Raw genomic sequence first — 15,528 nt, 5'->3', positions numbered from 1 at the left:
GATTTTAATATTTTTTACTGCAAAATTTTTATACTTTTGGCTTAATGAAGCTACAAAAACTCCTATTTATCCTTTTTTTAAGCGTGTTAACCTTTTCGGCGGTTGCACAAACTGAAAGTCAGCTCAGAAGGAAAAAAGAAGCTATACAACGCGAAATCGAACAGCTTCAAAAGAATTTGAATAAAACTGCCAGCGGTAAAAAACTTACCATACAGCAGATTAATACCATAAATGCCCAGATTAGGTTGCGCCAGGATAAAATTGGTACAATCAACTCTGAAATAAAAAATCTGGATAACCAAATCTCTCAGAACACAAATACCGTACATACATTACAAGGTCAGTTAGGCGATCTTAAAAAAGAGTATGCCGGAATGATCCGCTTTGCCCAGCGCAACAGAAATTCGTACGACAAAATGATGTTCATTTTTGCGGCGAAGGACTTTAACCAGGCATATAAAAGGATAAAGTATTTACAGCAGTTTAGTCAATACCGTAAAAAACAGGCTGGATACATTGAAAATACACAGCAGGACCTGAACGGAAAGATTAAAGTTCTGGATAAAACGTTGAGGGAAAAAAGTGATCTGTTGAAAGAGCAGGAAAGGGAGCGTGAGCGTTTAAGTAAAGATAAAAGTAAACAATCAGTAGAATTAAACAAGCTGAGCAAGGACGAAAAACAGTTTAAACAGGATATTACCAGCCGTAAAAAGCAACAGGCGCAGATAGACAGGGCCATTAGTGCCGCAATTCAGCGGGCTATTGAAGAAGCGAGAAGAAAGGCCGCCGAAGAGGCAAGAAGGAAAGCCGCTGAAGAGGCAAGGATTGCAGCAGCAAAGGCCAAGGCTGAAAATAAGCCTGTACCAACCGCACCTACTGCACCAACTGCCAAAGCAAAATCGACTGGAGAATTGCTTACTGCTACACCAGAGGCCGCCAGACTATCGGCAGGCTTTGAAAATAACAGAGGAAGGTTACCTTGGCCGGTAGCAACAGGAACAATAACCGAAAGGTTTGGTATGCACAAGATAGATCAGGCAAGTTATACCAACGATGGTGTTGATATTACCACAACAGACGGGGCAGCGGTTAGAGCGGTATTTGCAGGTAAAGTTGCAGCTGTTCAGGTAATGATGGGTAGAACAGTAGTTTTAATCAATCACGGTGAATACTTTACAGTTTACCAGAACTTAAGATCTGTAAGTGTAAGTGTAAATGATCATGTTGATACCAAACAAACCATTGGGGTTGTGGCAAATACTGGTGATGATGCTGTTCTGAAGTTTCAGATCAGAAGAGGACAAGCGGCTTTAAATCCTGAAGCTTGGATTAGTAAATAAACTTAAGACAAGTTAAAATGTCTATATTTGTATAAATTATATTAGTGATGTATCAAGGCACGTTATTAGAGTTTTTAAACATGGGTGGATCGGAGATCGTGCTCATTTTAGTGGTGGTTCTATTGTTGTTCGGAGGTAAAAAATTACCCGAACTTGCAAGAGGGCTAGGGAAGGGGATCAGAGAGTTCAAAGATGCCTCTGACGGTGTTAAGCGTGAAATCCATAGGAATATTAACGCAATGGATTTAGATAAAGAGGAAGCAGAAGAAACAGCGGTAAACCATAGCCAGCGCCATCATCCAACAGAAGAATCGCATGTTGATGAAAAGGGAGCTGAAAGTGCAGCACATACTGAAACCAGTAAGCCTGCTGACGAAAAAATTATAACTGACAAAGAAAAAGTTTAAACAAAAAGTTATGTTAAATACAACAATAGCAGCAATGCTTGGAACACCAGAAATTATCATTATTGCGGTAGTGGTATTGTTATTATTTGGTGGTAAAAAAATTCCTGAACTGATGAGAGGTTTAGGTAAAGGTGTTAAAGAATTTAAAGATGGTAAAGATGGTGTTGATGGCGATCAGGTAGATCCATCTAACCGTGATAAAACCGTTTAATTGCAATAATTTTTAGTTTTGAAGAAATACAGCTCTCTTAAGGAGATTCAAACACTCATTTCGCAAAAGCAATTAACTTTACCCGATTTATTAGCTTATTATTTTAAGCAAATTGAAAATAATGAACACCTCAATGCATTTAATGAGGTGTTTTTTTTATCGGCCGAAGTTCAAGCGAAAGCGGTACAGCAAAAAATAGAAGCGGGTACTGCGGGTAAACTGGCAGGTATGGTAATTGGTATTAAAGATAATATCTGTTATGAAGGCCATATCGTTACTGCATCGTCAAAAATGCTCGAAGGCTTCGTATCTCCATATTCTTCTACAGTTGTGCAACGTTTGTTACAAGAAGATGCCGTTATTATCGGCCGTTTAAACTGTGACGAGTTTGCTATGGGCGGCTCTAATGAAACTTCATACTATGGGGTTGCTAAAAATGCCGCAAATCCCGACCTTGTTCCGGGCGGATCTTCGGGAGGCTCAGCTGTAGCAGTTCAGGCCGATATGTGTTTGTCGGCACTAGGTACAGATACCGGTGGATCTGTAAGACAGCCAGCTGCATTTTGCGGCCAGATTGGGCTTAAGCCTACCTATGGACGTATTTCAAGGTATGGTGTTATTGCATATGCTTCCTCTTTCGACCAGGTTGGACCCATTACATCTTCGGTGGAAGATGCTGCTTTGCTTTTACAGGTTTTGGCTGGTGCAGACGACTATGATTCTACGGTTTCTCCTGTTGCAGTGCCCAATTATCCTGCTCATTTAGGTGAGCGTAAAAAACACAAAATAGCGGTATTAAAAGAAACTATTCAGAGCGAAGCCCTCGATCCCGAAATCAAATCTGCTATTTTAAAATCAATCGAGCAGCTCAAGGCCGATGGGCATACTGTTGAGTATGTTTCTTTTGATCTGTTAGATTATCTGGTTCCGGCCTATTATATCTTAACAACGGCCGAAGCTTCATCAAATCTTTCGCGTTATGATGGCGTTCATTACGGACATCGTAACCTGGAGGCAAAATCGTTAAATGAACTTTATAAATTATCCCGCGCCGAAGGTTTTGGCGAAGAGGTGAAACGCCGTATCCTTTTGGGTACTTTTGTTTTAAGTGCCGGATATTACGATGCTTATTATCAAAAAGCGCAGCAGGTTCGTCGCTTAATCCGTGAAAAAATGGATCAGCTTTTAGAAGAATATGATTTTGTTTTATCGCCTGTAGCGCCTACAGCTGCCTTCAAAATCGGCGATAACGTGCAGGATGCAATTGTGATGTATATGGCCGATATTTTTACCGTGTTGCCTTCTTTAAGCGGAAATCCGGCTATTGCTTTGCCAATAGGCAATAATGCAGCAGGATTACCGTTAAGTATACAATTTACAGCCAAACATTTTGAGGAAGATAAGCTTTTGGCTTTTTCTCAGGCATTTTTATCATAGTTTTATCGTCATTGCGGGGTACGAAGCAATTTAATGCAAAAAAGCATCATAGTTAAGTATAGCAATGGCATTTTATTAACTGTTTCCCAGGTGTAGTCCGGGAGGTTCGCAGGTTCTTACTCTTGTTCCTTGTTATGGAAAGAAAAAGGAATCTGTATAAAGGTTTATGCGTGCATCAACCACGGTTAATGAAAATTTGAACCAATAGCCCATGATTAAAAAAATACTTTTTGCTTCAATTTGTGCTTGCTTAGGATACATTTCTTCCGCTTCCGCGCAACAAACACTCAAACTGGATAGTCTTCCGAAGATTCATAACAACATTTTTATCAATACCGATACCGTTGCTGTACCGGTTGTTTCTGAGAACCCATTGAGTATGGGGCAGAACTTTATCTACAAGCTCAGGCTAGATTCTATCGCTAAAACGGTACCCCTTCCATACAACGAATACGTTCAGCAGTATATCGATATTTATGCCAAGCGTAAAGATATGTTCGGTAAAATGATCGGCTTATCGAGCTATTACTTCCCCATTTTTGATAAGGCCTTAAAGGATTATAACATTCCGCAGGAAATAAAATATTTAACTATTGTTGAATCGCAGATGAATCCGCATGCTATCTCGAGAGTAGGTGCAACAGGTATCTGGCAGTTTATGTTCGGCACAGGGAAGGCCTATGGACTAAAGATGGATAACTTTGTGGATGAACGCAAAGATCCGATCCAGGCCAGTTATGCTGCGGCAGCTTATTTTAGAGATGCTTTTGAAGAGCTTGGCGATTGGCTGTTGGCCATTGCAGCCTATAACTGCGGAAAGGGAAATGTGAACCGGGCTATTGATAAAGCGGGATCGAGGGATTTTTGGGTAATCAGACAGTTTTTGCCCAAAGAAACCAGAAATTATGTGCCTGCATTTATTGCTGCTGTTTATGTGATGAACTATTCCCACAAACATCAGATTACGGCACAGGCTTCGAATATGTTCCTGAAAACCGACACCGTTCAAACTACCCGTTTTGTATCCTTAGCTACCCTGGCCAAAGCACTTAATATTGACGAACAGGCCATAATGGCCCTAAACCCATCTTATAAGAAAAAGATTGTAAACGGTACAGATGATGAACCCAAGCGTATAGTGATGCCCAAGTTAAGGGATATCGATTACGCCGGTATTTACGATGTGTTAAACAATCAGGAAGTTGATGTGAACATGAAAGTGGTGGCTGCCAGTACTGATGATGTAAGAGATTTAAGAAAGAAAAAAGCTAAAAGTGTAGCTACATCCTCAATCGTATACCATAAGGTTACTGCCGGACAGAACCTGACCGCGGTGGCTGATAAATACGGTGTGGAGGTACAGGATCTGAGGGTTTGGAACGGACTAAAAAGCAAAACCCTGGTGCCCGGACAAAGATTAAAGATCTATGCTAAAACCCATACGCCATTAAAAGCACCATCATCGTTTTTAAGTTACAAAGTAAAAACAGGCGATACCCTTTCGGAAATTGCAGAGAAATTTGACGGTGCAACCGTTCAAAGTATCAGAAGAGACAACCGTTTATCAAAAGCAGGTTTGCAGGCAGGAATGGTGCTGAAGATTAGCAAGGGATAGTTTCTTCTTAATAGGGGTACCAGAAAGGTATTGAATTTTAATTTCTGAATCATAAGTCAGTCCATACTAAGTCGCCAAGGCAATTCAATATCTTCATAGTTGAAAATTATTCAAACCAATAATGATAAGTTGAATTTCAGTATGAAAATACAACTCATTATGCTTATGGGCTGAAATTGACCAAGGTATATTTAACTTTTTTGAACGGCTTTTTATTTTATGCCTCATAAAAAGAATTGTACCTTTGCGCCGTCACTAATAAGTTACTTAATGAGTAATACGAATAGAAAGCAAGATGCGCTGGATTACCACTCGCAAGGCCGCCCCGGAAAGATACAAGTAGTACCTACTAAACCAACAACATCGCAAAGGGATTTAACCCTGGCATACTCTCCAGGAGTTGCAGAGCCTTGTTTAAAAATAGCAAACAATACAGAGGATGTTTATAAATATACCGCCAAAGGTAATTTAGTTGCAGTAATCAGTAATGGAACAGCCGTTCTAGGACTGGGCAACATCGGTCCCGAAGCGGGTAAACCGGTAATGGAAGGTAAAGGCCTTTTATTTAAAATATTCTCCGACATCGATGTATTCGATCTGGAGCTGGATACCGAGAATGTAGATGATTTTGTAAAAATTGTTAAAGCTCTGGAGCCAACTTTCGGAGGGATCAATCTGGAAGATATTAAGGCCCCTGAGTGTTTCGAGATTGAGCGCCGTTTAAAACAGGAGATGAATATCCCTGTGATGCACGATGATCAGCATGGAACAGCCATTATTTCTGGTGCAGCATTATTGAATGCCTGCGAAATCCAAAAAAAGAAAATAGATAAAATCCAGGTTGTGGTAAGCGGCGCAGGTGCTGCTGCAGTTTCCTGCTCTAAAATGTACCTGAGCTTAGGGGTTAAAAAAGAGAATTTGGTGATGTTCGATATCAATGGATTAATTGATATCCACCGTACCGATCTGGATGATATCCGCATGAGCTTTGCAACCACCAGAAAAGGGATTTCCAATATTGGAGAAGCAATGAAAGGGGCTGATGTTTTTATCGGACTTTCAGCGGCAAACGTCATTTCTCCAGATATGTTAATGGGGATGGCCAAAAATCCAATTGTTTTCGCAATGGCGAATCCAAACCCTGAAATTGCCTATGAACTGGCAATCAAAACCCGTAAAGATCTGATCATGGCTACGGGCCGTTCTGATTATCCTAATCAGGTGAACAATGTACTGGGTTTCCCATATATTTTCCGTGGGGCGCTTGATGTTCGGGCAACCAGTATCAACGAAGCCATGAAAATAGCTGCGGTTAGGGCGATTGCCGAACTGGCCAAAAAATCAGTTCCCGAAGCAGTTAACCTAGCCTACAATGCGCGTAACTTAAAATTTGGACGGGATTATATCATCCCTAAACCTGTTGATTTTAGGTTAATTACCGAAGTATCAACTGCAGTAGCAAAAGCTGCAATTGAAAGTGGGGTAGCCAGAAAAATCATTACCGATTGGGATGCCTATAATGAAGAATTAAGAAAACGTTTGGGCTTGGATGATGCCATCATGAGGGCGGTAACTACCAAAGCGAAAATGGAGCCTAAACGTGTGGTATTTGCAGAGGCTGATAATTATAAAATTTTAAAGGCTGCCCAGATTGTAAAAGATGAGAATATTGCCATTCCTATTCTTTTGGGAAATAAAGAGAAGATACAAGCCATTATTGATGAGCATGCGCTGGAGCTTGAGGGTGTAGAGATTATCGATCAGATGCAGAATCCTGAAAAAACCCAGCAATATGCAGAAGCGCTTTTCAAAAAACGCCAGCGTAAGGGGGTTTCTTCGATGCGTGATGCTACAAAGCTATTGAGAGACCGTAACTATTATGGCGCTTCGATGGTTGAATTTGGGGAGGCTGATGCCATGATTTCGGGCTTGACCAAAAATTATGGCGCTACCATTAAACCTGCCCTACAGGTAATTGGTGTAGAGCCAGGCGTTAAGCGTGTTGCAGGTATGTACATGATGATGACCAAAAAAGGCCCTGTTTTCTTTGGCGATACCACAGTAAACGTAGATCCAACTGCAGAAGAGTTGGTAGATATCACACTGTTGATCGATAAATCTGTTAAACAGTTTAATATCAAACCGCGCATTGCCTTATTATCGTATTCAAACTTTGGTTCTAATGATGGGGTAACCCCAAATAAGGTAAGAGAAACGGTGAGGCTTCTTCATAAAAATCATCCAGAAATTGTGGTTGATGGAGAAATGCAGGGGAACTTTGCCATCAACAACGAACTGTTGCAAGATAATTTTCCATTTAGCACTTTGGCTGATGCCCCAGCGAACACTTTAGTGTTCCCAAATCTGGAATCGGGAAACATTGCATACAAATTGTTACAAGAGCTTGGTGGTGCCGAAGCAGTTGGTCCGATCCTGTTAGGACTAAATAAACCTGTTCATATTGTTCAGTTAGGCAGTTCTGTACGCGAAATCGTCAATATGGTTACCATTGCTGTTGTAGATGTGCAAGCAAAAGAAGAAATTGCAACATCAAAACGAAAAGGTATATTTGGGAAAACAACTAAAAAGTAGAATTACATGTACGCCTATATTGATGGTAGATTGACATTCAAAAACCCAGCTTACGTTGTGGTTGAAGCCGGAGGTATAGGCTATCATATAAACATTTCTTTAAATACATACAGCGCTTTAGGCGATGCAGAAAGGTGCAAATTATATACCTGGCTGCATGTAAAAGAAGATGCACATACATTATACGGCTTCGCTGATGAAGGCGAACGCCGTTTATTTTTACATTTAATTTCGGTATCGGGTATCGGACCGAATACAGGCAGGATGATTTTATCGTCCATTACTCCTATTGAGATTCAAACTGCAATTGTTAAGGCAGATTTGCCGCTCATTCAACGGATTAAGGGTTTGGGTGCAAAAACCGCACAACGCCTGGTTTTAGAACTACAGGATAAATTAAAAAAAGAAGGGGCAGATTCATTAATTTCTATGCCTCAACACAATACTGTTAAAGATGAAGCGTTATCAGCATTGGTAATGCTCGGATTCGCCAAACAAACCGCCGAAAAAACTATAGACCAGATTTTAAAAGTGACAGAGGGAAACCTTTCGGTAGAGCATTTAATTAAACAAGCTTTGAAAACTTTATAGATCTAACGCCTTTGAAGAGAATATCTACATTTCTGTTTCTCATCCCTCTTTTTTTAATTGCTTCTCAAAACACTTTCTCTCAAGTTGTTCCAAGCAAAGCGGATACTATTACCCCAAAAATAACTTTGGATTACGCGAGAAAGAACGTTTAGGACTCAGTCCCGCTGTTAATCCATTTTATCCGGCACCCAATAATTTAAAACGTGTTGTAGAATACGATGCTAAGAACAAACGTTATGTGGTGAAGGAATTGATCGGCGAAAAATTTGTTTTAAATACGCAATACTTAACGATCGATGAATACCAGCGATTGGTGAACAGTGAGATAAAACGAGGCAACTGGCGCAGTATTTCAAATGCAGAGGTAAGTGATTATAGAAGCACTGGTATAATCCCTCAGATTCAGGTAAATAGTAAGGCTTTCGAAAAATTATTCGGTGGAACAACCATCGACATTCAGCCCCGTGGAGAGGCTGAACTTACTTTTTTAGGGCGTGTAAATAAAAATGAAAACCCGCTTTTTAACGAAAGGCAAAGGGTGCAAACAAATTTCGATTTTAACCAAAGGATCCAGATGGACCTCGTTGGAAATATTGGTACCAAGCTAAAAATTAAAAGTAATTACAATACGGAGGCACAGTTTGATTTTGAAAATCAAATCAAATTGGATTATACAGGTGGCGTAGACGATATTATTCAAAAAATAGAAGCTGGTAACGTGAGCTTGCCTTTAAATACCTCATTGATTACTGGAACACAGGCACTTTTTGGTATAAAAACGCAACTAAAATTCGGGCGTTTAAACGTAACGAGTGTTTATACCCAACAAAAATCACAATCGAGAGAAATTAAAATTACCAACGGGGCGCAGCAAAATACTACCACCGTGAATGTTGATAGCTACGAAGCAAATAAACACTATTTCCTGTCGCAGTATTTCAGAAATAACTATAATAAGAACCTGGCTAACGCACCCATCATTACCTCTCCGATCCAGATTACCAAAATTGAAGTTTGGATTACCAATAAAGCAGGAAATACAACCGACTCCAGAGATGTACTGGGCTTGATGGATTTGGGTGAAAACATTCCTTTTAACAATAATTTAATTACCGGTGGAACTTCAGGCCTGCCGGCAGGAACTACCGCTACAGGTTTCCCACAGCAATCAAACAACCTGATCTCGCAGTTAAACGCTTATCAGGGTGGTGCCATAAGACAGACAAATTCTAATGCCGTTCTTTCTTTCTTCCAAACAACGCCAGCTAATAGCAGTAATACCGATAATTTTGCTAAATTGGTTTATGCCAGGAAGTTAACAGACCGCGAATTTACTTTTCAGCCGCAACTGGGTTATTTATCGTTAAACAACCCGCTAAATGCCGACGAGGTTTTAGCAGTAGCATACCGTTATACCTATAACGGCGTGGAGTATCAGGTGGGTGAATTTTCTACCGATGTTTCTTTTGATGCTGCTAACCCAAAAGTGCTATATGCCAAATTATTAAAGAACGAAACCACTAAGATCCAGCTGCCAACGTGGGATCTGATGATGAAAAATATTTACTCTATTGGCGGGTACCAGATCAGCAGTCAGAATTTTAAACTGGATATTTACCGTATTGATAACGAAACCGGGGTGGATAATCCCGTAATGACCGAAGGTCAGAATACTGCTAATAAGCAGTGGATTGCCCTGACCGAATTCGATCGATTGAACCAGCAAAATGAGCGGAAACCCGATGGGATTTTCGATTTTGTGGCTGCAAACAATGCGTTTGGATCTTATTCTACGGCAAGCAATGCCAATCAGGCCAGTATGTTCGGTGTTGGCAGCAATGGGCAAACTTCGTTGGTTACCAATACCAATTCGGGTTATATCACTATCGATCCGGCAAATGGAAGGATTATTTTTCCTGTAATTGAACCATTTGGTAAAGATCTGGCGGCAAAGTTTTTGCCAAGCGAACAGGCATTGATCAATAAATATACTTTTACAGCGCTTTACGATTCAACACAAACCATCGCCAAGCAGTTATTTCAAAACCAGAACAGGTATACCATTAAGGTAAATTACCAGTCTGATATCTCTTCTGAATTTAGCTTAAATGCCATTAATGTTCCAGAAGGATCGGTAAAGGTTTTTGCAGGAACAATGCCGCTGACCGAAGGAGTAGATTTTACGGTCGATTACCAGGGCGGCCGTGTGAGTATCATTAACCAGGCACTTTTGGTATCCGGTCAACCCATTAGGATTACCACAGAAAACAGCGAAACCTTTGGTTTGCAGCAACGCTCACTTTTTGGAACCCGTTTAGATTATCGTGTAAACAATAAACTAAATCTTGGGGGTACCATCATGAACCTGACCGAAAAACCTTTAACTCAAAAGGTAAACATCGGCGAAGAACCCATCTCGAATACCATTTGGGGAGCAGACATTAACTATAGTTCGCCATCACGGTTTTTAACAAAACTGGTTGATAAACTTCCATTCATTTCAACTAAAGCACCATCGAGTGTAACATTTTACGGCGAATTTGCTCAACTGATTCCTGGCCACCCGAGGGCACTGAATTTTGCCGGTAGTAAAAATGGGGTAAGTTATTTAGATGATTTCGAGGCCTCGAGATCGGTAATCGATTTAAAGAGTGCCATTGCCTGGCAGTTATCTGGTACTCCTCAACTTTTCGCCGAATATGATAAGTCTAACGATTTATCATATGGTTATAACCGGGCAAGAATTGCCTTTTACAACATCGATCCTACTTTTTATAATTCGGCGGCTTCTACCACTCCGGCCAATATCAGAGGCAACCGGTCAGAACTTTCCAATCACTACGTAAGAGAGGTAATTGAGCAGGAGGTTTTTCCGTTTAAAGAAACGGCTACCGGACAGGCTTTGAACATTACCACTTTTGATGTGGCCTATTACCCAACTGTTAGGGGACCTTATAATTTCCGTACAACCAACTTTAAGCCAGATGGATCTTTATTGCAGCCTAAAAATAATTGGGGAGGTTTTCAGCGAAAAATCGAAACCAACGATTTTGAAGCTTTAAATGTGGGCTTTATCGAGTTTTGGCTAATGGACCCATTTATTTATAAACCAAACTCGGCAGGTGGAGATATTTATTTCAACTTGGGGAATATTTCGGAAGATATTCTTAAAGATGGTAGAAAATCGTTAGAAAATGGTTTGCCAGTTACAAACGACCCAGGCAAATACGATGAAACCGTATGGGGGCGTGTACCTAAATTGCAACCTGTTATACAGGCTTTCGATAACAATGCCAATTCGCGTAGGGTGCAGGATGTGGGTTTGGACGGACTATCGGATGCAGACGAAAAAGTAAAATTTGCCGCGGCAATTACGCAGATTAAATCGCAATTAAATGCCACTGCTTCTGCCGCAATTGATGCCGACCCATCATCAGATAATTATACTTATTTCAGGGGACCGGCGCTAGATCAGATCAATGCAGGTATTCTTAAACGCTACGAAAAATATAACGGAACTGAAGGGAACTCTAAAACCTCACAGCAGTCGCAAGAAGAATTAGGACTTGAAAACTCCGCTTCCACTTCTCTGCCGGATGGGGAAGACATCAACCGCGATAATAACATGACGCAAAGTGATGAGTATTTTCAGTATAAAGTTTCGATGCGCCCGGGCGATTTAAATGTTGGTCAGAATTTTATTACCGATAAGGTTACCTCGCAGGTAAAATTGGCCAACGGAAATACCCAGGCTGTTTCATGGTATCAATTCAGAATCCCAATTGGTCAGTACCAGGAGAAAGTAGGCGGGATCCAGGATTTTAAATCGATCCGTTTTTTCAGGATGTTTATGACCAATTTCGCTGATACGGCCGTAATGCGCTTCGCGAAGTTACAATTGATCCGTGGGGAATGGAGAGAATATAATGCCTCGAACCAAGCTGCACAAGTAATCGTCGATCCATCGTTGCCTGCACTTACTCCTGATAATTCTACCATTGAAGTTTCGACGGTAAACATTGAAGAAAATGGAAAACGTTTACCAATTCCGTACGTTACCCCTCCTGGTATTCTTCGCGAGCGCGACTATAGCAACTATCGTGGCGATACGCGTTTAAATGAGCAATCGCTATCGGTTATCGTAAAATCGTTAAGAGATGGCTACGGGAGAGGGGCATTTAAAACAGCCTACAGCGATTTCAGATCTTATAAACATTTAGAAATGTTTATTCATGCCGAGGCTGTTAATAATCAAATTTTAAATGATAATGATGTTTCGGCATTCTTGCGGATTGGGACGGATAACCAGGATAATTATTATGAATATGTAATCCCATTAAAGGTTACCAATCCGGGTACAAGCGATCCTGATGCCATTTGGCCAGAAGCCAATAGAATGGATATCGATTTAACACTTTTTCAAAATGCCAAACTGGCCCGTAACGTAGCTAAACAAGCCAACGGCCAACCATGGCCTACAAATGTTCCATTTACCTATACCGATGGAACCAGAACCATTGTAGTTAAAGGGCAACCTGATATGAGCAAGGTTAGAGTATATATGGTGGGTGTTAAAAATCCGCTCCGTGCTGCTAATGATGATCGCAAAGATGATGGCCTTGATAAAAATGCAGTGGTTTGGTTTAACGAATTAAGATTAACTGAATTTGACGAAAAAGGCGGTTGGGCAGCTACCGGAAGATTGAACTTAAAATTGGCCGATTTTGCAGATGTAAATATTTCTGGAAGTAAATCTACCATCGGTTTCGGATCTATCGATTCGAAAGTGAGCGAGCGGAACCGTGCAGACAATGTGTTGCTTGATGTTTCTTCTGCCATGGAATTAGGCAAGTTTCTGCCGCAAAAATCGGGAGTGAAAATTCCGATGTTTGTGAGTTACTCTAAACAGGTTTCTACCCCACAGTACAATCCTAGAACGCCAGATATTGAACTCAAAAATGCTTTAGAGCAATCGACAAAACAACAAAAAGATTCGATTTTAAATTTTGCACAGGATTATACCGTTAGAAGAGGCATAAACTTTACCAATGTTAGAAAAGAACGGACCAATAACAGTAAACCTGTTCATCTTTGGGATATAGAGAATTTTGCAGCAAGTTATGCTTATACCCAATATAATCATCGCGATTTTATTAATCAGAACAGTATTCAGAATACCTATAGGGCTTCGCTACAGTACAGTTATTCTAAAGAAGCCAAAACGATAGCACCTTTTGAAAAAATTATAAAATCTAACATGCTGGCTTTATTGAAAGATTTTAACTTCAGTATTTTTCCAAGTGCCATTAATTTCAGGATTGATGTAGACCGTTTATATTCAGAAAATACGTTGCGGAATAACGATCCGAATAATACCATTGGTGTTTACCCGAGTGGCTACGGTACCACCTTTAACAAAAACTTTACCATGAGCCGGATTTATGGTATTGCCTGGAACCTTACCCGTTCGCTACAGCTAGATTTTAATGCCACAAATTATTCGATCATTGATGAGCCGGATGGAAGAATTGATGGTTTAAAACGTGATACCGTTTGGCAAAACTTAAAACGCTTAGGACGTACAACCGATTATAACCATAATTTAAACGTTACCTATAACCTGCCCATTGATAAAATACCCGGACTAAACTGGATTACCGTAAAAACCCGCTACGGTACCAATTTTAACTGGCAAACCGAGCCGCTTTCTACCTTACGCGATCCGAATATTAATTTGGGTAATACGATACAGAATAGCAGAACGGTGCAGGTAAATCCAACCTTAAACCTAACTACTTTATACAATAAGTTCGGTTTTATCAGAAATGCAAGCAATGACCAGGAAGGAAGCGGCGCTAAGAAATTTTTTATTAATTTATTAACGAGTGTAAAAAATGTTAATGCCAGCTATGTACAAACCAAAGGTATTTTCTTGCCAGGTTATCTGCCAACTACCAAGTATTTTGGTATCGATAATGCAACTGGGGCACCGGGTTTAGGTTTTGTTTTTGGAAGTCAGCGTGATATTCGTGAAATGGCATTAAACAATGGATGGCTAACTACCGATACCTTACAGAATCAGCTGTATGTAAACACACTCAGGGAAGATTTTCAGCTTACCGGGCAGATAGAGCCATTTAAAGATTTACGGATTACGTTAAAAGCCAATAAGGCGCAAACAAGAAACTTTTCTACCAATTTTAGATACGTGGCCAGTGTATCATCCTTTGAAAATTTAAGCGCCATTACTACGGGCGATTATAGCGTATCATATATTGCCTTAGGTACAGCTTTCAAAGAAAATAACTCAACTGTAATTTCGGGCCTGTTTAACCAGTTTATGGCCAATAGGACCATTGTATCGAGAAGATTGGGCGCTCAGAATCCAAATTCAGCGGGGGTAAATGGCGGTTATGCTGATGGTTACAGTAAAGAAAGTCAGGATGTAATTATATCGGCCTTTATGGCTGCCTATTCGGGCAAAGATGCAGGGAAAACAAAAATGAATGCCTTCCCTAAAATTCCGCTTCCAAACTGGAGTTTAACCTATAGCGGGTTAACACGCATTCCTTTTATCGCCGATAAGTTTTCATCTGTAGATATCCGTCATGGCTATCGTTCAGCCTATAATATTAATGGCTTTAACTCATTACTGCGTTACCAGGAAACAAATGGTGCGGTGAGCAGTAGAGATGTAAATAATAACTTTTTACCAGAATACCAATTTGCTCAGGTAACCATTTCAGAATATTTTTCTCCATTGGTTGGTGTTGATACCAGGTTTAAAAATAACCTGACTGCTTCATTCGAATTAAACCGGTCGCGTTTATTGGGATTAAGTTTATCTAACAGTCAGTTGGCACAGCTATCAGAAAACAATATGGTTTTAGGATTGGGTTACCGTACCAATAAGTTCCGTTTCCCATTCGGGTGGTTTAAAAGCTTGAAAATGGATAACAACATGGATTTCAAGTTAGATGTAGCGATCCGTGATAATAAAACTGTTATTTACCGGGCTGATGTGACAGAGGCAGAAGTATCTTCCGGAGCGAAGAATATTACCTTAAGGCCAAGTGTAGATTATGTGTTGAATCAGAAATTTAACATCAAATTGTTTTACGATTCGAATATTACTAAGCCATATACTTCGCAAACCTTTAATACTTCTTTCAGTAATTTTGGGTTCAGCTTAAGGTTTACGCTGAATTAATCGATTTCCGTTACATAGAAAAGAGACTATCATAAAAGGCTTCTCTAAATTTTGCCGCGTTGAGCTCAGCCTGTAGGGAGCTTGACAAAGTATCCAAGCGGTTTAGACGAAGGTATGGTGGGTCT

At 40.3% G+C, this 15,528-nt stretch carries 8 protein-coding genes; all 8 read left to right on the top strand.

Annotated features, from left to right (window positions below):
- Positions 1–44 precede the first annotated feature (44 nt).
- Positions 45–1,340 (top strand): murein hydrolase activator EnvC family protein, encoded by a 1,296-nt coding sequence (locus H9N25_RS18365; protein WP_190326806.1) that lies wholly within the window; start codon positions 45–47, stop codon positions 1,338–1,340.
- A 47-nt stretch (positions 1,341–1,387) separates the two neighbouring features.
- A complete protein-coding gene (locus H9N25_RS18360) occupies positions 1,388–1,747 on the top strand; it encodes a Sec-independent protein translocase subunit TatA/TatB (RefSeq protein WP_190329181.1) in 360 nt (119 codons plus the stop codon).
- Between the two features lie 10 nt (positions 1,748–1,757).
- Complete coding sequence (locus H9N25_RS18355; protein WP_029986031.1) at positions 1,758–1,958, top strand: Sec-independent protein translocase subunit TatA/TatB; 201 nt, start codon at positions 1,758–1,760, stop codon at positions 1,956–1,958.
- A gap of 18 nt (positions 1,959–1,976) precedes the next feature.
- Complete coding sequence (gene gatA / locus H9N25_RS18350; protein WP_190326805.1) at positions 1,977–3,395, top strand: Asp-tRNA(Asn)/Glu-tRNA(Gln) amidotransferase subunit GatA; 1,419 nt, start codon at positions 1,977–1,979, stop codon at positions 3,393–3,395.
- 211 nt (positions 3,396–3,606) lie between these two features.
- Complete coding sequence (locus H9N25_RS18345) at positions 3,607–5,010, top strand: lytic transglycosylase domain-containing protein (protein ID WP_190326804.1); 1,404 nt, start codon at positions 3,607–3,609, stop codon at positions 5,008–5,010.
- A gap of 270 nt (positions 5,011–5,280) precedes the next feature.
- A complete protein-coding gene (locus tag H9N25_RS18340) occupies positions 5,281–7,602 on the top strand; it encodes an NADP-dependent malic enzyme (RefSeq protein WP_184469017.1) in 2,322 nt (773 codons plus the stop codon).
- A gap of 6 nt (positions 7,603–7,608) precedes the next feature.
- Positions 7,609–8,193 carry a Holliday junction branch migration protein RuvA gene (gene ruvA / locus H9N25_RS18335; RefSeq protein ID WP_167297336.1) on the top strand — a complete coding sequence of 195 codons (585 nt, stop codon included), beginning with the start codon at positions 7,609–7,611 and terminating at the stop codon, positions 8,191–8,193.
- A 241-nt stretch (positions 8,194–8,434) separates the two neighbouring features.
- On the top strand, positions 8,435–15,403 hold the full coding sequence (gene sov, locus H9N25_RS18330) for a T9SS outer membrane translocon Sov/SprA (protein ID WP_255524489.1): 6,969 nt from the start codon (positions 8,435–8,437) through the stop codon (positions 15,401–15,403).
- The last annotated feature ends 125 nt before the right edge of the window (positions 15,404–15,528 follow it).

This window comes from Pedobacter riviphilus, assembly GCF_014692875.1.
GTDB lineage: Bacteria > Bacteroidota > Bacteroidia > Sphingobacteriales > Sphingobacteriaceae > Pedobacter > Pedobacter riviphilus.
Note: the sequence above shows the minus strand (reverse complement) of the source record. Positions and strands in the feature narration are given on the sequence as shown.